A 25,809-nucleotide genomic window follows, 5' to 3' on the forward strand; every position below is an offset into this window, starting at 1 on the left:
TTAGGCCTCCTTCTTCTTGGTAGCCTTTGCGGGCTTTTCGTAGGCCTTGATTTTCATCAGGGATTTCATCTTTGCAGTTGCGGCTGCCCACTGTTCCTGGAAATTGTCTCCATCAAATCCCACATCCTTGGCGGGGTCAAAAAGGGCTTTCTTTCCGAAGTATGCCCAGGGACCATCCAGCAGTTTGCTTCTGTAACTATAGATATCGTCAGATTCGTCGATTTCGTTTAGAAGGTCTGCAGGAGCAGCCTTGCTGTAAGGCATTTTCTGGGACGCTTCGCACCCGAAAGCTTCACTATAAATCGTTTCCAGCATTGCTTTCGCGTTAGAGGGCGTCATGGTCACGGATGTTGTGGCGGGACCGCCCATCATGGGGTCGCAAGAGTAAATGGAAATTCCGATGGTCTGTTCGGCATCTGCTTTTTCGGGATGTTTTTCGCATTTCAATGCGAGTAGTGCCAAAGCCTTGACGTAGGGACTAGTGTACTTGCTGAACTTGATTTTTGGGGCAGACTGTTCAGAAGTTGTAACGGAAATGATTTCCGTCACTTCACCTAAATCCTTGTTGTTGCACCAATCCATGGTTCCGGACAAATTCCACTTGGTTCCGTCTCCGCGAAGAAGTTGCAAATCTTGCAGGCGATCCTTGTATGTCCAACTGTCTTTTAATTCCTGGATTTTGGCCGTTCCCATCTGGTTTAGGATGAGATTCTTTTTGACACTCAAATCATTCCAGATTTTATTGCTGAAAATCTGGTCCGGCATCTTTCCCTTGAATTCGGAATCCTTCATGAACTTTTTCAATTCGTCTTCCTTGTTGGAAAGTTCTGCCGCCAGCATCATCTTGAGAAGATTGCTTTCTTCCAACTTGTCAAAATAGATTGGTTCAAACAGTTCCTTTTCGGGGTCGTCATCATCCTGTTCCATCATCATAAGGCTGATGCGAAATTCAAAGGGGTCTTCTAGGAATTTGCGAAGTTGGAAAAGGGATACCCGTTCCGGAATTTTGACGGTAATGTTCTTGATGTCCGTGGATTCGTCGCCACGGGTTTTGCGATTGACTCGAGCCTTTGCGTTGCCATTGTGAATCATGTCCACATAGGCTTTCTTGTTGCGAAGGCTTTTGGGAGTGAACAGTTCGGAGGTGCTGCGAGTTTCATCCAAGGAAACCTTATCACGATTCCATGTGATGCCATTCTTGTTCAGGAATTTCTGGATGTCGTTTACCACGGAAGTGGGGTAAAGTTCTGCGTCCTTTTTGATGTCTTGATCCACAAAGCTGATGTGGAAACCTTCGCTTACGCTCATGAGTTGGCAAAGGAATGCGTAACGGCGTTTTGCAATAGGTGAATCGTCGCCTGGCCAAGGACGGCTAGACTTGCGTAAGTCCAAGGTGTTCTGCTGTTTTGCTCCAGGGAAATTGATAGAGTCGCCTCCAATGAAGAACAGGTGCTTTACGGGGATGATACGGTTGGGGATAAATTTCATGAAAGTTATGCCGTTCACGAAGAGGTTGCCGCAACTATATGCAGAACCCTGAGCCGCGGTAATCAAACTCTGTTCAATAATCTTCCAGGAGATGGCGTCGATGCCGGTGTCCAGCTGGTAGCGGAGATTTTCCACAGATTCGACCACTCGCTTGAAAATGATGGTTTCACCGGCGAAGCCGTCGGATGCGCCGGTCATGGCAAGCCATGCATTGATATGGTCATTTAGCAAATCAAGGTTGTCTAATTTCCCAAGAGAACCGAATTTGATCCAGTCCTTAAGATCGTTAATGGCTTCCACAAAGTGACAAAGACTTGTATTGTTGCTGGTGGCCATGTCGGAATAGGGCTTGAGAGTCGCACCTTCGTCACCGAATTTCACAAGGTTCTTTGTCATTTTGGATAGAAGCAGGCGACGGACTCCATCTGCCCAGTCCTGTTTTTTAGAACTGCGGTCACGATAGACGTTGGTTTCCTCAATCCAGGTTTCCCAATCGTTGACTTCGTCCTCCTTGATTCCGCGGGTGTATTGTACGACGGGATTGCGCATGAGACTGAAAAATTGAGGCCTTCCGATGGTATTACTTTCCAAAATGGTGAACAAGTCCCTCAAGGCATTTTCTGTCAAGGAACTGTGTGCAGGAGAGTCTACGATGGAGAAAGGGATATGGAGGTAGCCTTCTGTATTTGTTTCCGCAGTCTTCTTATCAGGAGTCTGGTCAAAGACTGTTTTAATTGCGGTACGATAGCTATCCAGATCCGGAGAAACCACCAGAATATCGCTTACTCTGGCACCATTCTGCAACAGCTTGCAAATTTCTGAATGAAGCGACTCCATCTCACGAATTTTCGTGGGGGCTGCAGTAAGGGTAAGGCTGCGGTCGGTGTTTTCGCTGGAATCTTCTTCGTTTTTGTTTACCTCATTGGAACGATTTGTAATTGCGTATTGTAGCCTGTGCAGCAATGTGTCCTGAGGAAGGTCTTTTGCTGCGGCAATATTCCCATTACTTTCGTCAAAATCAAAGTCATAGTTGGCTGCCTGACACCAAAGTTTGATGTTGTCTCGACCGGAGCGCCCCCAGGTGCAAAGAAGGCTATTCTCTGCTTCCTCTTCTGCGAGGTTCTTGTATTCAGAAATGTCATCCGGGTCGGTTGCATTGGTGGCTTCGTCTGCAGAACCTGTTGCTCCAAGGTTCACTCCCATTCGTTCTTTGACAGAGTCCAACTTGTTGCCTGCGGAGTCATTCCACACGCCGTTTGTCGCTTTCCACTGGCGGACCATTTTGTCGCTGGCGATATCTTCCCAAAATTCCATGCAGGGATTTTGGATGTAGGCATAAACTTCGTGTTCCTCTGCGAACTTTTGAAGAATTACACGGTAGAACTGGCCCATGCCTGAAAGGCCGAAGATAAATAGGGGCTGGTCCTGGATTTTATCCAAGTGAAAGTTTGCCTTGCCGCTTTCATCAAGGCAACTGTAATAAAGGAAAGGGATAGTAAGGTATGTGACCTGGCTATCGTTTTTGCGTTCGGCTTCTTTTTGGAAGACTTTAGTTAAAAGAGAAGGCTCGTTGCTGTGTTGATGGAAAATGGCGGAATACAACATTTGTTGCCATTTTTCACGAACTGCAACATCTCCGTTTCTGCTAGAGGCGAAGAAGGGCTGAAGGTTGCCTTGCTTCCATTTGTCCAAAATGCCTTCTGCAGATTTTCCGTCGCTATTTTTTACGAACTCTCTTGGGCGGCTGGTTTCGTATTCCAAAAAGAGCATGGCAATTTTTTGGGCGAAGTCGAAAAGATGGGTTTCATCTAGCTTGGCGTTGCCTTCCTTGTCTTCGACAATCAGGTAACGTCGAACTTCGTCCCCCAATTTTTCGTAATTGTATATTCCACCATTTTCTGTTTTCAGGTAGGCGAGAATTACGTTGCAGAGCATGTCTGCGCTAAGTTTCTTTTTGCTGGTGTCGTCGCCTACGAGAATTTCCATAAGGAAACGGTCAATCATCATTGTGCTAAGACCGGCCAGTGCACCTTTTTTCTGAATCCATCGAAGCCTGAACCATTGCTCCAGTTTCGGATCGGGAAACACGACAAAGGGACTTACAAAGGGGTTCTTCCAACTGGCGGAAATGGCTTCAATCATTTCATCGGCCAAATTTTCAAGATTCAAGGCGAACTTCAGGTGCAGCATAGTGGTAATATACGATAAATTTTTGACAGTTTAGTGACAGGGCTAGAAGAGAACCTATCTTAAGGTATATCGTTTGGCTTGTGGAAATTTGTCATTTTTTTTTGACTAGTTGTTTTTAGATTTTTCCTTCTCCTTCAGCAGCTGTACCAGGTAGAATACGTTCCAGGGGACGCTTTGGAATGCTTCGGGGACGTGTGTCTCGGGGAGCTCGTAGGGTAGGTTGTATTTGATGGAGCCGAATTCTCCCTGGGTGCTTTTGTGGTGTGAGCCGCATTGGATGCAGATTCCTGCGTTGGACCTAATAGTTGAGCAGTTCGCCCAGGCAAATGTGGGCTCCCTTGTACCAGCAAAAACTGTAGCCGATGCATTGAAGCTTCAGTTCCGCAAGTTAAGGGTAAATCGGCGGTGTTATGATAAAAATAGCAAATTGCTTGTGCCAAATATTGTCGACGTTGATTTTCTTCTTTTTTACACCTCAGGAAAAAAGGAAAGTTGTCAAAAAAGAAGTACTTATATGGGGGTGTTTGACCTGTGAGAACTGCCCCCGCGTAGGTCCTTTAGTATATTTTGTTAGTCTAAAATAATGGAGTTTTATTATGGAAATCAAATGGAAGAATCCCGACGCAAAGTTTGACCGTCTTGTTTTGGCTGGCGACATCGGTGGTACCAACACCAACCTGGGTCTCGTAGGCTACAAGGATGGCAAGTTCACCCTGATTTTGGAAACTGTCTGCCCCTCCAAGGACATCGACGGTCTGGACACTCCCATCCGCGAAACCTTGAAGATTGCTGCCGAATCTCGCGCAGACTTGAAGCCTTCCCACATTTGCATCAGCGCTGCTGGTCCCGTGGCTAACAACAAGTGCGTCATGACCAACCTCCCGTGGTCTGTGGATGGCGACGCCCTCTCTGCTGCTACTGGCATCCCCACACTCGTCATTAACGACTTCATGGCTATCAGCTACGGCATCCCCACTCTGGATGTTGACGATCCGGAACAGATCCACAAGTTGATCCACACCGACGGTTCTTCTCCCAAGCCTCAGGCTGCTACCAAGGCTGTGATTGGCCCGGGTACTGGCATGGGCGTTGGCTTCCTGGCATTTGATGGCCAGAAGTACATTCCCGCTTCCTCCGAAGGCGGCCACTCTACTTTCGCTCCCTTCGACAAGGACTCTCAGGAATTCCACGATTACATGCAGCAGAAACTTGGCATGGTTCCTGGCGTAGAACCGCTGGTCTCCGGCATGGGCCTTCGTAATATGTACGAATGGTGGAAGGAAACTCGCGGCGTCCCGAACAACGAATACTTCCAGAAGATTGAAGAAACTGAACCCAATGATCGCCCGAAGTACATTAGCCGCGCAAGCGATAACGATCCGGTTGCTGCAGAAATGATGCGCCTCTTCGTGAAGATGCTGGCTCGCTTCGCTAGCGATGCCGCTACCTTGTTCCTGCCCCTCGGCGGTTTCTACCTGGCTGGCGGTACCGTGCAGAAGGACCTTCGCTGGTTGGAACGCGATAATTTGTTCATGCAGTATTTCGAAAAGAACTACAATCCGAACATCCGCCCGCTCTTGAACAAGATTCCGGTGTACATCATCAAGGATTACAGCATCAGCCTTTATGGTGCTGCAAACGCAAGCTTGAATCTGCAGAAGTAATTGCAAGTAACTGCAAATTGCTCGCAGAACATGTGCGAAAAAGCCCTCCAGTCAATGGAGGGCTTTTCCTTTACCCTTTAAATGGGTGGTTTAATTTTCTAATTTGCGCCTTATGACTTTTGAAGAACTTCCGTTAGCTCAACCGCTCCAGCGTGCAGTCCGCACTGTTGGTTATGAACAGCCTACTCCCATTCAGGAACAGTCCATCCCCAGCTTGCTGGAAGGTAAGGACTTGTTGGGTATCGCCCAGACGGGAACGGGTAAGACCGCCGCATTTGCGTTGCCTATTTTGCAGCGCCTGCTGGATTCCGGAAAGTTCCGTCAGCCGAAAACTTGCCGCGCTTTGATTTTGCTGCCCACCCGCGAATTGGCGATCCAGGTGGAAGAATGCTTCAAGATGTACGCCCAGTACACCGCCATTTCTACCGCTTGCATTTTCGGCGGCGTCAGCGATGTGAAGCAGAAGAATGTTCTGGTTCGTGGCGTTGATGTTCTGGTGGCTACTCCGGGCCGTTTACTGGATTTGATCGGCCAGCACGCCGTGACCTTGAAGAACGTGGAATTCTTTGTGCTGGATGAAGCGGACCGTATGCTTGATATGGGCTTCATTCATGACATCCGTAAGGTGGTGGGAATGTTGCCGGGCAAGCGTCAGAACTTGTTCTTCAGCGCCACCATGCCCAAGGAAATTTCTGACCTGGCTGCAACTATCTTGAATGCAGATCCGGTCCGCGTTGAGGTGGCTCCCCAGAGCACTCCCATTGAACGCATCCGTCAGGAACTGTATCGCATCGATAAGCGCCGTAAGGGTGCCTTGTTGAAGGAACTCTTGGCAGAACATGAAGAGATGACCAAGGTGCTGGTCTTTACTCGCACAAAGCATGGGGCCGACAAGATTGTCCGCGTGTTGGAAAAGGCTGGCATCAAGTGTGCCGCCATTCACGGCAACAAGAGCCAGAATCGCCGCCAGGAAGCTCTCGGCAATTTCAAGGGCGAAAAGATTCGTGTGCTGGTGGCCACCGATATCGCAGCCCGCGGTATTGATGTGGATGATGTGACCCACGTATTCAATTACGATTTGCCTAACGAGCCGGAAACTTTCGTGCATCGCATTGGACGTACCGCTCGCGCCGGCAAAGAAGGCGTTGCCATTTCCTTCTGCGCACCGGACGAAGAATCTGACTTGCGTGCCATTGAAAAGTTGACCCGCGTGAAGGTTCCTGAAGGTGACAAGGCTATTTACGAGAAGTTGCCTGAACAGCAGAAGGAAACTCCCGAAAGCGAACTGCGCAATGCCCGCGGTCGTTTGCCCCACGGAAAGAATGGTCAGAAGGGCGGTCGCGACAACCGTCAGAATGCTGGTCAGGAACGTGGGGCCGGTGAAGGCGCGCAGCCCGCAAAGTTTGATTGGCGCAAGCATCAGGCTGACAAGCGCAATGCTCGTGCTGCGGAAATGGCTCGTGAAAATATGCAGCTGGGAGAAGGCCGCGGAGAAAACCGCCCGCAGTCTCGTGAAGAACGTCGTGGCAATCGTGCAGAAAAGTTCGGCCGTCGTCCCGACCGCCGTAACGATAACCGTCAGCAGAATCCGCAGCAGAATCAAAACGGCAATCGCTCGCAGAACCAGAACGGTGCCACAGAAGGTGATAATCTGAACCGCCGCACCATTGGCAAGAACCGTCCCGGTTCCCGCGCACGCAAACGCATGCGCGAACAGGCCGCCGCCAGCGCCGCCGCACAGGCACTCCTAAGTAAAGTGAAGTAATCCTTAATTAAGCCGTTCTAGCCATCGACTCAAAAAGACGTTGTAAACGCTGTAGTGTTTGCCGTCAAGAGTCGTGGTTTCTAGAAGAAGTTCCTTGTCCAAAAGAGCTTGCAAAATTCGTCGAGAATTTGCGGGTTGACCGATATTATACTTTACGAGAAATTTTGCAGCTGTGGGCTTGGATACGGATTCTTCCTTTGCGACTGCGGTCAAAAAATTCCATTGGGCGGGCGTGACTAGGCTTCGTCTATCCATAAAGTCGGCCGCGCCTTCTCGTAAAATTTTTAAGGCGCCTTCGTAAACTTCTTCAATACCTATTTTGCGAAAGTTCATACTGAACAGAACATTGCAAAGCACTTGGGTGTAGTGGGTATGAACACGGGTCCAGTCTAGGATAAACTCAAGTGCTTCGTCAGTAAGAATGCGTTTGTCTTTTCCAAAAAGTTTTCTAATGAACTCTCCGTAAATACCGCGGTCAATTTTTTCAAGATGGATGCATCGCGTACTTTCATAAAAAGGCGATTTTTCGTAAGTAAACATTTCACTCATGATATGCTTCTGACTTCCTGAGAATATGAATCTAATGTTCGGAAGCATTTGGATATGACTCCGGAGTATGGCTTCCATATTTGGCTCAGGAAAATTGCGGATTTGTTGAAATTCGTCTATTGCGATAACAATTGGCTTTTTGAGTGAACTGAGATAATCAAATATGGACTTGAGGGTTTCCTGCTTTTCAGTCTGAGCCAGATAGGTGATGGAAATTTCAGGCGCCCCACTTAGTGCGTCAAATCTCATTATGGGACGAACACCCTTGATGGCATTGATGAATTTTTGGGTGAAACTTTCCTTTGGCGCAGAATTTATGATGGCGGTGGATAGCTTGGCAATAAAATCGTCAAGGTTGTTGCATGAATATATGTCCACGTAAAAAGAAATAATTCCGGGATGGGATTGATTCAATTCATCCAAAACTCTATAGATTAGTCCTGTTTTTCCGTACCTGCGAGGCGAAATCAATGTGACGTTGGATCCATTGAGCAGATAGTCAACAATGGTTCTGCATTCCTGTTCTCGATCACAGAACAGATCCTTTCCGCCATAAGGTTTGAGTATGAATGGATTATCCATAAAATCTCTCCAATTATATAGAATAGACTATCTATTTTGTATAGTCTAATATAGATAGTCTTATTTGTATAGTCAAGAGTTTTGTTACGAAGTTATCTATACCCTGTAAGAAGAATCATATTCAGGTTTGCCTCCGTAATATGAATTGCATTAAGGGATTTTTCTTACCCCGTAGCTAAACTTGAAACTATTTTTTTGCTAGAAAACCGTGGTGAAAATCACCACGGTTTTTATTATACATTTTATGATACAAACGCGTTTGAAAGCTCAGATTTTGTATGGAAAATTGATTCTTTAGAGAGAAGTTCATGAGTATATTTGTTTTGAAATGAAATCTATATTTGAATATGATGATTATCGTTCCTATATGAACGATTACTACTTGTGGAAAAAGCGAACTTCTGCTTTTTCATGGCGAGAATTCGCGAAAAATAGTGGATTTACATCGCCTAACTATCTGAAGGTCGTTTGTGATGGAAAGAGCGGCTTGTCTGAGCCTGGAATTGAACACGTTGCGGAGGCGATGGACCTTATAGGAGCGGAACGTGAATATTTTCGTAAGCTTGTTAGGTTTGGCCAAGCGAAGAAGGAAAATGTTAGAAATTCTGCTTATGCAGAAATGATGGAAATCGCTAAGACCCAAAAAGTTCGCATTCTAGAAGGTGAATCCATATCTTTCTATCAATCTTGGAAATATCCGATGCTTCGTGAGTTGGCTCCCATGATGCCTGGTGCGAAACCTAGCGATATGGCTAAGGTTTGTGGGGGTTCTTTTTCTGCCGAAGAAGTTCGTGATGCACTAGCCTTTTTGACGAGGGCTAAATTTTTAAAGAAGTTGGCGAAGGATGTGTATGAGCAAGAAGATCGATCTCTCCAGGTATCTGTGACCGCCTTACCCATGCTAGTTCGTTCAATGCATAAAGAAATGGCGAACTTCGCAAAAGAAGCTATTGAAAAATATCCCGTAAACGAAAGAAATTTTTCTGGCGTTACCATCGGAATCGATGAAGAAGATTACGCTAAAATTATTGAAGAGCTTGACGCCTGCCGAAAGAGAATTATTTCCATAGCGACAGCAAAGAAGGGTGGCAATCGCGTCTATCGACTGAATTTACAACTGTTTCCCTTAACTGAAAAAGTTTGAAAATAGAAACGCTCTAAAAAAGGAGTCATAACATGAAAAAGAAATTTCTACTCATAGTCGCTATGATTTTCGCTTTTGAGGCTTGTTCCGACAGTAATTCAGTCGAGGCATCTGCGGAAGCAAAAGATTCTTCTGAAAAATTGTCTGATGCAGACGTTAGTTTTATGAAAACAATGCTTGGTGAATCTGGATATAGCCAAGTTGTTTCTGATGGCGTGAATTTGGATGATGCGGTCCCGACGGAAGGAGGATCTCTTTCTGCTTCTCCTGCCGCTGTAAATTCTTTCAAGACCGAACCGGAATCAGCTTTTAGTGAATTGAGGTCAACAGGTAGCTGTTGGGTGAATGTTTATAAAGAAGAAAATGGAATATATTATTCCAAGTCTGTAAAAGGAGATAACCCTGGGGAAGATAGCGATGATGCTTTAGTTTATCTTCGTGAAAATGAGGATTCCCTTTATAAGTTTGAAAGTCATTTCAAGCTGTATTCTGAAAATGCGGTTGAACGCTGTGAAGCAGATAGTATTGCCTTTGTTAAAACGTGCATTGAAAATGGTGGTCTTTATAAAATGTACAATAGGGGTTGTTCCGCAGGATCCTTTGAAGCAGCTTGCGTGACAAAGGTCTCTGCTAACACTAAGTTAGAAACCATAGCGGATAGTCTGAAAAGTGAATGTGAAACATTTGTCGCGGAACTTCCTGATGAAAATGTAATGCCTGGTGAACAGTGTGTTGGTGATACAAGACATGGATTAGTTTGTGATAAAATATAATGCTTTTGGAATGACCTTTAAGGTTTGCTAATAATGAAGAAAAATCTATTCCTGTTTTTGCAAGGATTTCTTGCTCTGTTTTTCGTTTCTTGTTCAGATACGGATGGAGTTGCTGATGGTGGCTCTATTGAAGATCAAAATGCAATTTCCGTTGATCAACTTAATGAGTGGTATAAGTACGGAACGGGATTACATGAAGCAGCCTATGCAAAAATAGATGGGGGCAGGATAGCGGTTTTGAATGACGGCACTGGTGCGCGAGCAGAATGTATCGCGGATAGTTCAACTCTTGCAATGACTATCCAAATTTCCGGATTCTTTGCGATTTCCACATTGCAGGGAACTGAAATTGCCGCATCTTGTGATTCATCTTACTCGGTCTTTAAGGCTGGCTGCTTAGAAAAGCCGAATAGTCAATTCTTTAGTATTAGCGATGGGTGTAAAAATGGAAACTTTGACGCAGCTTGTCGAATGAGCCAGGTCGAATCGGACTCTATTTCAATGTTGATTTCTTACTTTAGTAATGTCGCAGCCGATCGTTGCGCAGAAATGGCAAAGGATGCGCAGTCATCAACAGGAAAGTTTGAATCGCCTTCATCTTCATCAAAACGGGATGATATTTCAAGTTCATCAAGTTCAATTGACGCACCGGAAATCTGTGAAAATTGCGGTATAACAAACAATCAGGAAATTTCCATTGATAGTAGCCGTACTCTTGAAAACTACATTCTGCAATATGTGTCAAATGCAGAGCAGCTGTCCTTTGATGACCGAGTTATAGCCTACAACGGAACAGCCTCCATGGCTTGCATGGATTATGCCTACGCAAAAACAGGAGTCTCTCCCACGGACGTGGTGCAAAAACCTCCACTGTTCCAGATAAATCAAGATGACATTTCCGTCTGTTTTCCGATGACAGCCAAAATCATGAAGGAACATCCCGCAGAAAATAAGGAAGGTTGTCGGTACTTTATGACCATGGTCGATGATGGTGGCCAGCCAATGGGACATGTGTTGACTAGCATATCTGACGGCTTCCTGGAATTTACCAGCGTTTCCCCCGGCGGAAAATGCATGCGTAACAACAACTTTTTCTCGGTATATTTTCTTGTTGAAGACTGTGACGGCAGCATAGGGGCTACCGATCCGGAGAGTATTCGCAAGCCCTTATCAAGCGAAATTTGGAAATGTGAAGATGGTAATTACAGTCCGAGCACAAATGCTATTTCTTACGGAGAATGGTTTAAGTCTTCTCTGCTGTAAAAACTAAACGATAACATTATGGTTGAAATAAAAGGAGTGCTAGCGCAACTAGCACGTTACTTGCTAGTGGGTGGATTTGCCTTTCTAGTGGATTTTGGGCTATTCGCTTTTTGCCTGTATGTTCTAGGGTGGCATTATCTGCTTGCGAATTTCATCGGGTTGGTTGCGGGTCTGGTACTCAACTATGCCCTTAGCGTCAGGTGGGTTTTCTCGGATTGCAAACGCAGGCTTGAAATGCGTAAGTCTGCAGAGTTTGCCGTATTCGCCGTGATTGGTTTTGCAGGTGTTGCGCTTAACGAACTGTTGATGGTTTTCCTGGTGGACTCGCTCCATGGGCAGGAAATGATTTCCAAGATGATTGCCGCGGCAGTTGTTTTGATGTGGAACTTCGGAGCGCGAAAGCTGACCTTGTTCCGAGAAAAAAAAGGATTGACATGACCACTGAAAATGAATCCCCAAAAATTGCTGTCATCGCAGGTGCCGGGCCAGCAGGCTTGACGGCCGCATTGGAATTACTTCGCACCACAAATGTAAAGCCTGTAATCTTCGAAGCAGAAAATGCAATTGGCGGAATCTCCCGGACGGCTTGCTACAAAGGCAACAGGATGGATATTGGAGGCCATCGATTCTTCAGCAAGAGCGATGCTGTTATGAACTGGTGGCTGAACATTCTTCCCCTGGAATCCAAGGACGGACCCCATCCAGAAAAAGACGATTTGGTCATGCTTTGCCGTAGCCGGCTGAGTCGCATATTGTTCCTGCGGAAACTCTTTGACTATCCCGTAACCTTGAACGGAAATACCATTCGCAGCCTTGGATTTTGGCGAATGGTGAAAATAGGCCTGAGCTATCTTAAAGTGCAGTTGCTTCCTGCTCGTTCCGAAAAGAGTCTTGAAGATTTTATGATCAACCGTTTTGGCGTTGAACTTTATAGAACATTTTTCAGGGACTACACCGAAAAACTCTGGGGCGTTCCCTGTAATAAAATCAGCCCGGAATGGGGCGGCCAGCGCATTAAAGGGCTTTCCATTACAAAGACTGTGGTTCATGCGGTAAAGCAAATTTTCAAAAATAATAGACACGCCATTGATAGGGATAGCGCCGATGAATTCCGTCAGAAAAATACCGAAACAAGTTTAATCGGTCAGTTTCTGTATCCAAAACTTGGTCCGGGCCAGCTTTGGGAATCTGTCGCCCAGAAGATTCTTGACATGGGCGGTGAAATTGTGATGAACGCAAAGGTTGTGGGCGTAAATCGGATTGAGAACCGCGTGGTTAGTGTCGCCGTTGACAACGGTCAAGGCGTCAAGACAATTCCATGCGACTATTTTCTAAGCTCCATGCCCGTGAAGGAACTGGTAACCGCCATGGATCAGCCTGAGACTTCAGTTCCTGCTGAAGTAAAGCGGGTTGCGGAAGGACTCGTCTATCGCGATTTTATGACAGTGGGCTTGCTGCTGGATAAACTTGAAATAGGAAATGTAAAGGACAACTGGATTTACGTTCAGGAATGCGATGTAAAGCTGGGCCGCATTCAGGTGTTCAACAACTGGAGTCCTTATCTGGTTAGCGATCCGTCCAAGGTCTGGATTGGCCTGGAATACTTCGTTAACGAAGGCGATGAAATGTGGACCATGCCCGATGCCGATTTCATCCAGTTTGCCATTGCAGAACTGGACAGGATTCATGTGGCAAAGCCGGAGTCTGTTCGCGACTCCGTTGTATTCCGCGTCAAGAAAGCTTATCCGGCCTACTTCGGAACTTACGGCGAATTCCATAAGATTCGCGAATATCTGGACAACATCGAAAACCTGTTCCTGATGGGCCGTAACGGCATGCACAAATACAACAACATGGATCACAGTATGCTGACTGCCATGGAAACCGTAAAGTGTATTCGCGAAGGCTCCGTTGACAAATCGGATCTTTGGAATGTCAATACCGAAGAAGAATATCACGAAGGCAAAAAGAAATGAAAAAAGTGTTTAAGAAAATTCTAGGAAATTTTGAATTTCGTTGCATCGTCGGCGTTATTGCGTGTTTCGCTTTTTTGCAATACGGGCAAATTCGTGTAGAGAATGTGATTCTTCACCAAGGAGAAAATGACGAAAAAACATCGTTGCCGATTTCCAGAAAAATGAATCAGGGCGAAAATTTTCGCGTTAGCTTCGTCATCTCAAATCCGCTAAATCTTCACTATGACCTGAACATCATCCCCGATGATTGCGCAGAATCGCTAACGATTAACGGCGCAGACATTTTCCTGTCGGATTATTCTGGCAGATGTAATTACAGCAAGGGATTTGTGCTGGCAGATTCTGTTACCGCGCCCCACCGCGTTGGCCCTAGAACGACTTATGAACTTACCCTGAAAAATGGCGGCGGGCCCGGCGGAATCAATGTTTTCCCAAAGGGAATTGGATTTGTGGACGCCCTGGAAATCGTAATTGCGATTCTTGCGGGATTGACGCTTGCATCCTTATGCAGGCGTCGCAAGTGGCACTCATTTTTACTTCTTTGCGTCGTGTTCGGAGTGTTTCTGCGGTTCGCCATGTTCAGTGCCTTGCCCTACACACAATTTGCAAATGACGTGGAAGGCCATTTGGCGTACATTCAGTATATTGCGGATAACCTTGCAATTCCTGCAGCGGATGAATGCTGGACCTGTTACCATCCACCTGTTTATTACACGGTGGCAGCACCGTCGCTTGTCGTGAGTAGCCTGCTAGGATTTGCATCAAGTGCAGGTGTTCAGCTATTTAGTTTGGCGCTTTCAATTCTCATGTTGATTTGCGGTCTTGCGTTTTTAAAGAGTCTTGTGGATGGCAAATGTTTGACTATTGCCGCCGCCCTTTGGACGGTGTGGCCGACCTTACTTTTAGTCGCTCCAAGAATCGGGAACGACCAGATGTTCTTTGCACTGCATGTTCTTTGTCTGTTTGCTGGCTTCAATTACATTAGGCGAGGGAAAGGCTCGTCCCTTGTTTTCGCCGTGGTTTGCGCGGCTCTTGCAATCTGGACAAAATCAACAGGCTTTATCTCTTTGGCACTTGTAATACTGATGGCCGTTGTAGGCTACTTCAAAAATTGTTCGCCAGAAAAAATTACTCCAACCAAACCAGAAATCACAAGCTGGATTTTATTATTGCTAATCTTTGTTGGATTGGCCTTCGAAAAAATAATGGGCGATGGAGGCCTAGTTTCCAACGCAAACAGCCTGCATTCGGGTTTGAAAGTCGGGAACGAAGCCGGAAACTATCTTTATTTCGATTTGAAGTCTTTCCTAACGGAGCCTTATACCAGCGCATGGGCCAACGGTCTGGGCAGAGAATACTTTCTCAATTATGCCTTCAAATCTTCCCTGTTTGGCGAATTCAAACTTGTGGAAACCGCATTGGGTAAGGCCTTGGCATCCTTGATTAGCGTGTCATTCCTGGGCTTGATCGTATTTGCGATTCGCGGCTGGTGGAAAACAAAATTGGATGTTTGCCATTGGATTCTTTTTGTTCAGGGAATCCTGTTCTTTGCAGCATTGGGTTTCCTGCGTAACAAATATCCCTATGCCTGCAGCAACGATTTCCGCTACATCATGCCTGCATTGCTGAGTTTTGTTCCCTATGTTGGATTGGGCGTGTACCAAAAAGAATTTTCCCTCAAGTGGAAAATTCTTGGCATCGCAACAGTACTTGTTTTTGTGGTATGTTCTGTGCTGCTGATGGGCTGCGTGTTTGGATAATCAAACGCGAATATTTTGAAAAAAGACCCCGACTCTTGCAAGTCGAGGTCTTTTAAGTTTTTTTGGAGATCCCGGGTCTGTGCCCGGGATGACACGCACGCGGTTGCCCGCGCGGTTCCATTCAGCGATTAAGCCTTATAGTCAGCGATCTGTTCTGCAGTCAGGTTCATGATGAAGTTGGAGTGCTTCATCACTTCTGCTTCGGCGAGGTTCAGGTAGACCTTGGCGCTCTTGCCGAACAGTTCTGCGTTAGCAGAAGCGTCGCGGATAAGGAGCTGAGCCATGACGCAGTTACCGGCCATTTCGTACAGGCGGCGGCTGCAGAGGTCCAGGAACTCGTTGTTTTCAGCGGCCTTGACGTAGTCGATGGCTGCCTTGAACTTGTCGTCCATAGCCTTTGCGCGGGCCTTGAGTGCTTCAAATTCCGGTGCAACAGCGGCTGCTTCCAGTTCGTCGAGCATGGAAGTGTAGGTGCCGGTGGTGATGTGCGGAAGGGCAGCAACAACCTGGAGCTGGGTAGTACCTTCGTAGATGGAGGTAATACGAGCGTCGCGGTAGAGGCGCTGGCAAGCGTATTCCAGCATGTAGCCGGAACCGCCGTGAACCTGGATGCTGTCGTAGCTGTTGATGTTGGAGTATTCGGCGTTCATGCCCTTGGTGAGCTTATGATGGTGGGGGAAGTCTCCCCCTCGCTACAGCCCCGGCCCCGCCCTTACAATCATTCCCTTCGGGAATAAAGTTCCGAAACCCACCCGGCCGGGTCTTCCGCTACCCCCTCTGCGGGGCTCAAACGCCGCCCCGCAACGCCCTGGCTTGCGGAATGTTATTTTTATCTTAAATTCCCCTTGCGGAAATGTCCTTTTTTTTTTATGATTGGCTTCGTTCTTTTTTGAACAGACATTTTGGGGGTTGTTTTAGAACGCTTGGCTATTTAGCGTTAATTGCTATTTGTCTGCGATTGTTCTTTAGTGTCCTCTGAAAAATGGTGAAATTAGACCTGAATAGGAGGAAAGATTGAAAAATCTATTAAAGTTTGTTTTTTCAGCGTTATTAACTCTTGTTGGTACGAGTAGCGCTCTAAATGCTTGGGATAAGTCTGTAGCCGAAGTATTGCCGGGTTCTGGCGATGTTGATAATCCTGCTTGGATTGCCCAAGTTGAAAGACCTGGCGCCCTTGCTACTGGAAATTTAATTGCTTCGTACGATGAAAATGATTACATCCCATATGGCTATTGTAATGATGTTGTTGATGAGTCAGGTGAAAATTTTAAAGAAGGTGTTTACCAGGTCAAGTCGCTAACCGGAATTCTTAAGAAAGAAACTGACTACGATGGTCTTGACACCTGGCATTGGATGGCGTATTACACCATGGGTTATACTATAACCTGTGGAAATAAGATTACATACAAGGGCCTTTTTAAGTGGCGTAAACATTTGTGGAAATGCAGATCTAATATGGATAACTGGGACTGGGACGATGCTGGCTGCAGTAATAAACATGATATGAGTCTTCATGATTTGGATATTAATACCTACGATTATGCTACGAACACCTTTGTTTCTTTTCGTGATAACGCAAACGAGAATGGAAACAATGTTGTTCCTATAAAGGACCTGATTAAGGCATGGAATGGCAGACCGGTTGAATTTCCTGCGTGGACTTATACGGGTGAACCTGGAAAGACCCTTGCTCATCCGGTTTTGTTTGTTCATGGCTTGAATAGTGACTATGAAATATGGGGGGTAAAGTCCAATGCACCTAAGGCATGCGCCGATTGTGAGAAAAAGGCTCAATCGGAATTTATGAAGGCTCTTGTAAAATCCTATGAAAATGGCTCTGCTCCGGATATTCTTGCTAGAACGTACAATGTTCCTAACACAGGAGACGATATTAATAAAAATGGTATATACTTCTATCAAACTCCAGGTAGTTATGTTGATGGAAAATGGGTAGAAGCAAGACCGTTCTGGGATGCAATTCCATCCCAGTCTAAGAGATTGTATGAAAGAATTGTTGAGGTGATGGATGACTTTTATGGGTCTAAGGGAATAGATTGGAGGACTAATGAAAAGGCTGATATTGACTTGGTTGGACACAGCCAAGGTGGTCTAACTATTAGAGAAATGTTCCGTGGTTTAAGGGCCGACGCTAGTGAATATCCTGCGGGTACGGCCAATGCGGCAAACCATGTCCGCAAAGTTATTACTGTAGATACTCCTCACTTCGGTTCTGAATTGGCTACCGTTGATCCTAATCAAATTTCGGATGAATTTTCTGGTTTAAAGAAAATTGTTAAAGATTTAGATGATTCTAAAACGGATAATCCTCCAGAGCATGAACTTGTAAAAGCAGAACTGGATTTGGACTGGTTGGATTATGCCTCCGCTGTTAAGGATGGCGTAAAAGAAGACAATACGTTGTATTGTGATGTTATTAGTGCGTGCAATATTCTTGGCTGGGTCGTAGGAACAATCTCGTATCCTTTTGATAAAGTTTATTTAAGCGTTAAGGGACCTTATCTTGGCACATACGTGGCAGACGTATCTCTTGATGGTATGATTGACAAGAAAGGGGTTAAAAACATAGTAATTGATAAACTTGAACCCATTGCTAAGGATGCTTACGATTCTCGTCATAATGGACTTCATTTGGATCCCAAAGGTGGTTTTATAGTTAATTTAAATACAGTGATGAATGGAAAGGCTCCTTATCCGGAAAAGCCAAATGGGAAACAGGTTAATATGTTGCCCCTGTATTCCCCTAAGTCCTCTCAGGTACTCTCTTCGTTGCTGGGTTCTCTTTCTTCGACTGCAGATAAATTGTGTGAGGATTATGACGATGATGAAACAGGGTGCTTTGTCATTGGCAAATTCTTTGATAATGTTGTCGTTAATATGAGTAAGAAAGAAGGATTTGACATTAACAGTGCGTCTTTAAAAACTGTTAATTCTGAACTTTGGAAATCTCTGGTGGATATTCAAGATAGCTGGTTTGGTAAAGGTGACGCTCTTGTGACGGAATTTAGCCAGAAGTTTGTGGATCGTAGTAAGGGTCTTTCTCCTGAAAATATTCCTAACTTTATTGATCCGAGACGGTTTGTTTTTCATGATGCTTTGGCTCCGTGGGAAGATCTTCTTCATGGTTCCGTTGACAGTGATGAATTTGGCATCCATATTAAGGGCGCCACTGATCAGGGTTTGGACATTGTGTGTGCTTTGGATCAACGCTGCGATGAAATTGCTCATAATGATGCTTCAAATATTCTTTATCTTGATATGGGAACGGTGGATTTTGTTGGGGATTTCAGTGCGGCTCCGATTTTCATGAATCAGGGAACCCACGAAATCAAGGTTAGCGACGCAACTTATTCTCTTAGTGCCAGCTATATTCCGGGTATAGGTTCTGTTGTTCGTTATACAGATGAAAACAGTGTTGAACATCAGGAAATTCTGTTTGATGGTTCTGTTGCTACCAGTCCTTCTATTAAGCGTAATGGACAGGTTCTTCATGTTTCCTTCACGAACCAGTCGGGCAAAACTTTTGAAAAGGATTACTTGCTTTCCAATCTGTCCGCAGTAACGAATTTTGCGGTTGTGGTGGGTGCGGGGGATGTTGCTCCCAGCGTAATGATTGCTACGGGTACTGCAGCGAATCCTTCTACGCAAACTCTTCCTGTTTCTCCCAGTGAAAAGGTTACTAAATATAGCCCTATGACTGTGTACCATCGCGAAGCTCGAGGTTCATACGAGAAAAATACCTCTCGTCCTAGAATCCTTGTAACAAATACTAGTGGCAGGGATATTGCTGGCTTCAAGGTGGCCTATTACTTCACCGCTGATCCAGCACATAAGCCTGTTGTTGAAGTTGACTATCCTAAGATTCCTGTGACTTTGGAAAATTTGGGAGGCGATCAGTGGAGATTTATCCTTGATGCTAGTGACCAAGTCCTTGCTGCAGGTAGTGTTCTTCCCAATGTCGATGGCTGGCAGATTCGTGTCCATTACGAAGACTGGACTGACTATAAGTTTATCAATGACTGGTCCGCAGACCATAACATTGGTACTCCTGCCCAAAATACCAAGATTGTTGTTTATGATTTGAACGATAATATCATCTGGGGTATCGAACCTAGTGCATACAAGAGTGTTGATGAAGGTTTGGTTCCTCAGCCTGCCGCGACCTTGGCCTGGCATGATTCTGCGCCCCATGAAAGTAATTACTTGAAGCCGAGAGTGACTGTTAAGAATACGGGTTCTGTGTCTCTCCAGAACTATAAGGCTAAGCTTTGGTTCCGTGTACCGGAAGGCAAGGAACTTCATGTTCCCACGGATGACTGGTATACGCCGACTTCTGTTCCCTCGCTTGCAAATGTAGGTGAAAATGTTTGGGAACTGGTCATGAACTTCAATAAGTATATCTTGTATCCGGGTGAATCTGTCAACGAAGGTGATATTGGCGTTCACCTGAAGGATTGGAGTTCATTTGACAAGACTGTCTGCGGTATCGCTTTGCTCGATGCTGATGATAATGTTATTTTCGGCAGTGTGCCTACAGTTGAACGTTGCAAGTCGTTCGATGAACCGAACTTGATGACTCCGCAATATACTTGGAATTTCTAATATGAAAAATCTTTTTCAACTAGTAATCATTTCCGTTATTTTTGTTGCCTGTGCGAAAGATCCCGAGGCATCTTCGGAACCTCCAGAATCAATGCAGGATAGCTGGGTGAAAGTTTTTACTCCGGATATGGATTCCCTCAATACAAGAGGGAGTGGCCTGCAACGGGTGTTGCATTCGGGTTCGTGGATTATGATTGAGGATGCCTGGAGTGTTCCTGCAGAAGGAAACCCCGGTTATCTTGTTCATGCTCCCCGTCTTTTTGTCTCGACTGTGGGTGAAAATCACTGGGATACTCTTTCTATTCCGTCAAAAGGTTACGTACATACTCTGTATACTGATTCCACTGCGTTCTATGTGGGTACAACTACGGGCGATGTTTTGAAATACTTGCCGGATAGCAAAAAGTGGGAAAAGATAAATGTTCTTGATTCTTCTGACGGTATTGAATATGGTGTCTATGGAATTGCCAAGTTTGAAAACAACCTGATTGTTTGCTTGGCGGGTTTCAAGGATACCGTTTCAAAGGAAGTGAAGTCTGTTATCCGATTGCAGAATGGCGGTTCTTGGATCGATTTGGATACGCCTCCCACTCATTATGATACCTATGGAACGAAAATGATCCCTTTGCAGTTTCATAAGGGTGTTGAATGGAATGGAAAATTCTATGCTGCGACTTTGGATGGCGTTTTTGAACTCTCGCCAGGAGCTACGCAGTGGAATCTGTTGCCTTATCCTCCAAAGGTCCAATATACTAAGAGGTATGTTGCCAATCCGATTCAGGACATCCTTGTTCATAAAAACAGTTTGATCATCGTAGATGAATGGGGAAAGTTGGTATATGAATGGAATGCATCAGAAAATGATTGGGCTCCCATGGACAGCTTGTTCCTTAATTACTATGGTGAGGATTCCTTAGGTTATGTGATTAATATTAATTCGATAGAAGGGATAAATGCGCTTGTATCCGATGGAGAACATCTGTTTTCTTTCGGTGATCGATCCTATCCTAAGGTTTACATGGGTGATTATGGTGAACCCTATGGTAATATTCCTAAAGGATGGAGAGAAATTGAGGGCGAAGGTGTCAAGGGACGCCCGCTCCCGACCACGAGAATCTATGGTGGCGATGTAATCGGAGGAATGCTTTATGCCGCTTCATACGAAGGCTTGTTCAAAATCCCGTTGAAGAATTTGGATAGTATTATCGCTGACGAAAAAGATTTTTTCTAACGGATTAAACAATCAAATGATTGAAAAAGGAATTAATAATGAAATGTAGTTTTCTTAAAATAGCATCAATTGTGGCTGTTGTTGCTACTTCTGCTATTGCTGATGAAACCTTTAATGGCATTGGAATTGCTATTACTCCGGCAGAAAAAGGTGCCGAGGTTGTGAGTGTTATTCCGGGGACTCCTGCTGCTGATTCAAAATTACAAAAGGGTGATGTGATTATTTCTGTGGATGGAAATAGTACATACTGCAAGAGAATGACCGATGTTCAGAATTTGCTGCGTGGCGAAAACAATAAGCCGGTGGATATTGTTTTTATTAACAATGGAGATACCCTTGAAACGACGATTCGTCGTGCGGAGTTGACTGTAAAGAACCTGGATAGCGAGGAGTTCAGTGGTGCAGAACTGGAATCTTACGCAAGCTCAGTCCGTTCTGACAAAAAACTTGTTGCAATTATGAATCAAGGTGGTGTTGTTGACGACGCCAATGCTGATGTAAAGAATGTAGACTGCATTTATGTTGATAAGGATGTGATTAAGGAGTCCGCTCCGATTACCCAGGGGAAGAAAGCCGAAAAGATCAAAGTGAAAGGTGTAGACCGTAACACTATCAGCTTTGAACTTGAATCCGCTGGTGAAGCTCTTGTGTCTGTGACTAATTCCAGTGGTGTCGTTGTATCGAGTATTCGAATTCCTCATGCAATGAAAGGAATTAATAGAATATCCTGGGATTCCAGTAATGCTCCCGCCGATCGCTACGTTGTTAGTGTTGAACATCATGGATTCACTAATGGAAAAAGCGTTCTTTTGAAATAACATAAACGCATAATAGCCAAGACCTCGACTCATTGCGAGTCGGGAAAGAATATCAAAAAAAGACCCCGACTCTTGCGAGTCGAGGTCTTTTAAGTTTTTTTGGAGATCCCGGGTCGGTGCCCGGGATGACACGCACGCGGTTGCCCGCGCGGTTCCATTCAGCAATTAAGCCTTGTAATCTGCGATCTGTTCTGCAGTCAGGTTCATGATGAAGTTGGAGTGCTTCATCACTTCTGCTTCGGCGAGGTTCAGGTAGACCTTGGCGCTCTTGCCGAACAGTTCTGCGTTAGCAGAAGCGTCGCGGATAAGGAGCTGAGCCATGACGCAGTTACCGGCCATTTCGTACAGGCGGCGGCTGCAGAGGTCCAGGAACTCGTTGTTTTCAGCGGCCTTGACGTAGTCGATGGCTGCCTTGAACTTGTCGTCCATAGCCTTTGCGCGGGCCTTGAGTGCTTCAAATTCCGGTGCAACAGCGGCTGCTTCCAGTTCGTCGAGCATGGAAGTGTAGGTGCCGGTGGTGATGTGCGGAAGGGCAGCAACAACCTGGAGCTGGGTAGTACCTTCGTAGATGGAGGTAATACGAGCGTCGCGGTAGAGGCGCTGGCAAGCGTATTCCAGCATGTAGCCGGAACCGCCGTGAACCTGGATGCTGTCGTAGCTGTTGATGTTGGAGTATTCGGCGTTCATGCCCTTGGTGAGCGGAGTGCCGGCGGATGCCAACTTGTTGTACAGCTTCAGTTCAGCCTTTTCTTCATCGGTGAGCTTGCGGGTGCGTTCGATATCTTCAAGAGACTTGTAGATGTCGACGTAGCGAGCTGTCTGGTAAAGGAGGGCGCGGCCAGCGTCCAGGCGAGCCTTCATGTTGGAAAGCATTTCATAGACGCCGGGGAAGTTGATGATAGCCTGGTTGAACTGCTTACGGTCCTTGGCGTAGGCGAGAGCTTCGTCGTAGGATGCCTGGCTGATACCCACTGCCTGTGCAGCGATACCGAGACGAGCGCCGTTCATGAGGGCCATCACGTACTTGATAAGACCGAACTTGCGACGGCCGCAGAGTTCTGCCTTAGCGTTCTTGTAAACCAGTTCGCAGGTCGGAGAACCGTGGATACCCATCTTGTTTTCGATACGACGAACGTCGACGCCACCGTCGCGCTTGTCGTAGATGAACATGGAAAGACCGCGGCCATCCTTGGTGCCTTCTTCAGAACGGGCAAGAACCAGGTGAATGTCGGAGTCACCGTTGGTGATGAAGCGCTTCACGCCGTTCAGGTACCAGCACTTGTCTGCTTCGCTGTAGGTTGCCTTCAGCATAACGCGCTGCAGGTCGGAACCGGCATCGGGTTCGGTCAAGTCCATGGACATGGTTTCGCCGGCGCAGATACGCGGGACGAAACGGGAACGCTGATCTTCATCGCCGAATTCGTACAAAGTTTCGATACAGTCCTGAAGGGACCAAATGTTTTCGAAACCTGCGTCGCCGGCAGCGATCATTTCGTTAATGGCGGTGTAAGCAGTTACGGGGAAGTTCAGGCCACCGAAACGACGGGGCATGGTAACGCCGCAAAGGCCAGCCTTCACGGTAGCTTCCAGGTTTTCGTAAGTCTTGCTTGCGTAGCGGACGCGGCCGTTTTCGCAATGAGGACCTTCTGCATCAACTGCTTCTGCGTTGGGAGCGATCACGTTGGAAACGATGTCGCCAGCCAGTTCGCAAACCTTGTTGTAGTTGTCGATTGCGTCGGCGTAGTCGGCCGGAGCGTAATCGGACTTTTCTTCATTAGCAAAGCCATTTTCCCTGAGTTCCACAATGCGGTTCATCAAGGGGCTGCTTTCGAGATTGAACTTAATCTCTGGATGATCTGTATAGAAATTTGCCATAGCGCTTACTTGTTGTTTGCCTTGTAGTACTTGATTAACTTGGGAACCACTTCTTCAACGTTGCCGTTGATGACGTAGTCTGCAATTGCATTGATCGGAGCATCCGGGTCATTGTTCACGGAAATGATAATGCCGGAATCCTGCATGCCAGCGATGTGCTGGATCTGGCCGGAAATACCGCAAGCAATGTAAACCTTGGGGCGAACGGTGAGACCGGTCTGACCGATCTGACGGTCATGGTCGGCTACGAAGCCTGCGTCGATTGCAGCGCGGCTTGCACCAACTTCGCCGTGGAGTTCCTTGGCCAGTTCGAACAGCATGTCGAAGTTTTCCTTGGAGCCCATGCCGTAACCACCGGCAACCACAATGGGAGCGCTCTTCAGGTTGTTCTTTGCTGCTTCGACGTGGCGTTCGAGAACCTTGACCACGTATTCAGCTTCCGGAACGTACTTGGCAACGTCGTGCTTGATGACTTCGCCCTTGTAGTTTACGTCCTTGATTTCCTTCTTCATCACGCCTTCGCGGACGGTAGCCATCTGCGGGCGGTGTTCCGGGTTCACGATGGTAGCAACGATGTTACCGCCGAAAGCCGGGCGAATCTGGCAAAGCTGATTTTCGTAGAACTTCTTTTCGCCACCGATGCTCATTTCGAAGCTGTCGATTTCGAGTTCGGTACAGTCTGCGGTCAGACCACTGTGGGTGGCGGCAGAAATGCGGGGGCCAAGGTCACGACCAATCACGGTTGCACCCATGAGGCAGATCTGGGGCTGTTCTTCCTTGAACAGGTTGATCACGAGAGATGCATGGGGATTGGTGGTGTAGGGGAACAGGCCTTCAGCGTCGAACACATGAACCTTATCGACACCGTAGGGGAAAACCTGCTTTTCGATGCCGTCGATACCGGAGGCGGCGCAAATGCATTCCAACTGGACACCCAGGGTGTCGGCCAGCTTACGGCCCTTGGAGAGCAGTTCGAGGGAAACGTCCTTAACGGTAGTCCCTTCAATTTCGCAATATACAAATACGTTATTCATAGGTTAACCGATAATCTTTCCTTCTAAGAGTTCCTTGATCAGGCCTTCCACATCTTCGTCGCTAGCGGTGAGGGTGCGGCTTTCCTTGGCCTTGAACACAATGTTCTTCACAGCCTTCACGTTGGTCGGAGAACCGGCCTTACCGATCTGGGCAGGATCTGCCTCGATGTCGGCTGCACCCCACTGGGCGATGTCCAGGTAGGGCTTTTCTGCGATAAGGGCTGCATACTTTTCTGCGGCTTCGGGAGCACGTTCGGCAACTGCGGTTGCGTTCTTGTACTTCATGACGCGCTTTGCGTTGCGGGGGCGGCAAGGAGCTGCGGAACCGTTAACGGTCACGACCAGCGGGAGCGGTGCTTCCACGGTTTCAACGCCACCGTCGATCAAGCGACGGATAACGACCTTGCGAGCGCTTTCGTCGAGAGAAAGAATTTCTTCGGCGTAGGTCACCTGGGTAAGGCCCAGCTTCTGGGCGATCTGGGGACCGACCTGTGCGGTATCGCCATCGATAGCCTGACGGCCGCAGAGGATAATGTCGTAGTTGCCAACCTTCTTGATGGCCTGTGCCAGGGTGTAGCTGGTAGCCAGGGTGTCTGCACCGCCGAGGGTACGGTCGGTAACGACAAAGCCTTCGTCTGCGCCGCGATAGAGAGATTCGCGAACGACTTCTGCAGACTTGGGAAGACCCATGGTCACAACGGAAATGGTGGAGCCGGGGAACTGGTCCTTCAGACGGAGGGCCTGTTCCAATGCATTCAGGTCTTCAGGATTGAAGACTGCAGGCAAGGCAGCACGATTGATGGTGCCCTGTTCCGTCATGGCGTCAGGACCAACATTTCGTGTGTCAGGAACTTGCTTAGCAAGTACAACGATTTTAAGACTCATAATGTTATTTCTTTAGCGGGTTTAAATCGCCAAGTATGTTAGTTTAATGTTAGATGGTACAAATGTACAAAAAAATGGGTGCCCTTCTTGAATCTATTCATTGTCACAAGTGAATTTTTGTAAAAATTATTACAGTATTATTACGAAAAACTTACAGTGAATAAAGCGAGATTTTTCCCAGGACTCTATGCA

18 protein-coding genes are annotated in these 25,809 nt (G+C 46.6%); 12 read left to right on the top strand and 6 right to left on the bottom strand.

The features are described 5' to 3' along the window. Positions 1 to 3,678: an exodeoxyribonuclease V subunit gamma gene (locus tag MJZ25_11370; protein MCQ2124775.1), complete on the bottom strand. Its 3,678-nt coding sequence runs from the start codon at positions 3,676 to 3,678 to the stop codon at positions 1 to 3. 229 nt (positions 3,679 to 3,907) lie between these two features. On the opposite strand from MJZ25_11370, the gene MJZ25_11375 reads away from it, so the two are divergent. From MJZ25_11375 to MJZ25_11385, 3 genes are all read left to right on the top strand, one after another. Next, positions 3,908 to 4,213 carry a hypothetical protein gene (locus MJZ25_11375; protein MCQ2124776.1) on the top strand — a complete coding sequence of 102 codons (306 nt, stop codon included), beginning with the start codon at positions 3,908 to 3,910 and terminating at the stop codon, positions 4,211 to 4,213. 61 nt (positions 4,214 to 4,274) lie between these two features. Beyond that, positions 4,275 to 5,342: a glucokinase gene (locus MJZ25_11380; protein MCQ2124777.1), complete on the top strand. Its 1,068-nt coding sequence runs from the start codon at positions 4,275 to 4,277 to the stop codon at positions 5,340 to 5,342. Positions 5,343 to 5,454: 112 nt separating this feature from the next. Beyond that, the gene (locus tag MJZ25_11385; GenBank protein MCQ2124778.1) at positions 5,455 to 7,107 is read left to right on the top strand and encodes a DEAD/DEAH box helicase; all 1,653 of its coding nucleotides are present in this window, start codon (positions 5,455 to 5,457) and stop codon (positions 7,105 to 7,107) included. A gap of 3 nt (positions 7,108 to 7,110) precedes the next feature. Here the strand turns inward: MJZ25_11385 and MJZ25_11390 are convergent, their stop codons facing one another. Continuing rightward, on the bottom strand, positions 7,111 to 8,238 hold the full coding sequence (locus MJZ25_11390; protein MCQ2124779.1) for a KAP family NTPase: 1,128 nt from the start codon (positions 8,236 to 8,238) through the stop codon (positions 7,111 to 7,113). A 328-nt stretch (positions 8,239 to 8,566) separates the two neighbouring features. Between MJZ25_11390 and MJZ25_11395 the strand changes: the two genes are divergently transcribed. From MJZ25_11395 to MJZ25_11420, 6 genes are read left to right on the top strand one after another with little or no spacing between them, the layout of a single operon-like run. Further along, a complete protein-coding gene (locus MJZ25_11395) occupies positions 8,567 to 9,382 on the top strand; it encodes a TIGR02147 family protein (GenBank protein ID MCQ2124780.1) in 816 nt (271 codons plus the stop codon). Positions 9,383 to 9,414: 32 nt separating this feature from the next. Beyond that, positions 9,415 to 10,155, top strand: coding sequence for a hypothetical protein (locus MJZ25_11400; GenBank protein ID MCQ2124781.1), 741 nt, complete (start codon positions 9,415 to 9,417; stop codon positions 10,153 to 10,155). Between the two features lie 33 nt (positions 10,156 to 10,188). After that, positions 10,189 to 11,418, top strand: coding sequence for a hypothetical protein (locus MJZ25_11405; protein ID MCQ2124782.1), 1,230 nt, complete (start codon positions 10,189 to 10,191; stop codon positions 11,416 to 11,418). A gap of 18 nt (positions 11,419 to 11,436) precedes the next feature. Continuing rightward, the gene (locus tag MJZ25_11410) at positions 11,437 to 11,856 is read left to right on the top strand and encodes a GtrA family protein (GenBank protein MCQ2124783.1); all 420 of its coding nucleotides are present in this window, start codon (positions 11,437 to 11,439) and stop codon (positions 11,854 to 11,856) included. Next, positions 11,853 to 13,394 (top strand): NAD(P)/FAD-dependent oxidoreductase, encoded by a 1,542-nt coding sequence (locus MJZ25_11415; GenBank protein MCQ2124784.1) that lies wholly within the window; start codon positions 11,853 to 11,855, stop codon positions 13,392 to 13,394. The genes MJZ25_11410 and MJZ25_11415 overlap by 4 nt, the downstream gene beginning before the upstream one ends. Beyond that, complete coding sequence (locus tag MJZ25_11420; GenBank protein MCQ2124785.1) at positions 13,391 to 15,154, top strand: glycosyltransferase family 39 protein; 1,764 nt, start codon at positions 13,391 to 13,393, stop codon at positions 15,152 to 15,154. Before MJZ25_11415 ends, MJZ25_11420 begins: the two co-directional genes overlap by 4 nt. Positions 15,155 to 15,282: 128 nt before the next feature. Here MJZ25_11420 and MJZ25_11425 read toward each other — a convergent pair whose 3' ends face one another. Next, a complete protein-coding gene (locus tag MJZ25_11425) occupies positions 15,283 to 15,804 on the bottom strand; it encodes a hypothetical protein (protein ID MCQ2124786.1) in 522 nt (173 codons plus the stop codon). A gap of 364 nt (positions 15,805 to 16,168) precedes the next feature. On the opposite strand from MJZ25_11425, the gene MJZ25_11430 reads away from it, so the two are divergent. Genes MJZ25_11430 through MJZ25_11440 form a run of 3 tightly spaced genes read left to right on the top strand, consistent with a single transcriptional unit; the run spans position 16,169 to position 21,823 of the window. Further along, positions 16,169 to 19,774, top strand: coding sequence for a hypothetical protein (locus MJZ25_11430; protein MCQ2124787.1), 3,606 nt, complete (start codon positions 16,169 to 16,171; stop codon positions 19,772 to 19,774). A 1-nt stretch (position 19,775) separates the two neighbouring features. Next, positions 19,776 to 21,005: a hypothetical protein gene (locus MJZ25_11435; protein ID MCQ2124788.1), complete on the top strand. Its 1,230-nt coding sequence runs from the start codon at positions 19,776 to 19,778 to the stop codon at positions 21,003 to 21,005. Between the two features lie 38 nt (positions 21,006 to 21,043). Next, positions 21,044 to 21,823: a PDZ domain-containing protein gene (locus MJZ25_11440; protein MCQ2124789.1), complete on the top strand. Its 780-nt coding sequence runs from the start codon at positions 21,044 to 21,046 to the stop codon at positions 21,821 to 21,823. A 165-nt stretch (positions 21,824 to 21,988) separates the two neighbouring features. On the opposite strand, the gene MJZ25_11445 is transcribed toward MJZ25_11440, so the two are convergent. From MJZ25_11445 to MJZ25_11455, 3 genes are read right to left on the bottom strand one after another with little or no spacing between them, the layout of a single operon-like run. Then, the gene (locus MJZ25_11445; GenBank protein ID MCQ2124790.1) at positions 21,989 to 23,698 is read right to left on the bottom strand and encodes an acyl-CoA dehydrogenase family protein; all 1,710 of its coding nucleotides are present in this window, start codon (positions 23,696 to 23,698) and stop codon (positions 21,989 to 21,991) included. Positions 23,699 to 23,703: 5 nt separating this feature from the next. Continuing rightward, on the bottom strand, positions 23,704 to 24,732 hold the full coding sequence (locus tag MJZ25_11450; protein MCQ2124791.1) for an electron transfer flavoprotein subunit alpha/FixB family protein: 1,029 nt from the start codon (positions 24,730 to 24,732) through the stop codon (positions 23,704 to 23,706). A 3-nt stretch (positions 24,733 to 24,735) separates the two neighbouring features. Further along, on the bottom strand, positions 24,736 to 25,617 hold the full coding sequence (locus tag MJZ25_11455; protein MCQ2124792.1) for an electron transfer flavoprotein subunit beta/FixA family protein: 882 nt from the start codon (positions 25,615 to 25,617) through the stop codon (positions 24,736 to 24,738). Between the last annotated feature and the right edge of the window lie 192 nt (positions 25,618 to 25,809).

The organism is Fibrobacter sp. (assembly GCA_024399065.1).
Lineage (GTDB): Bacteria > Fibrobacterota > Fibrobacteria > Fibrobacterales > Fibrobacteraceae > Fibrobacter.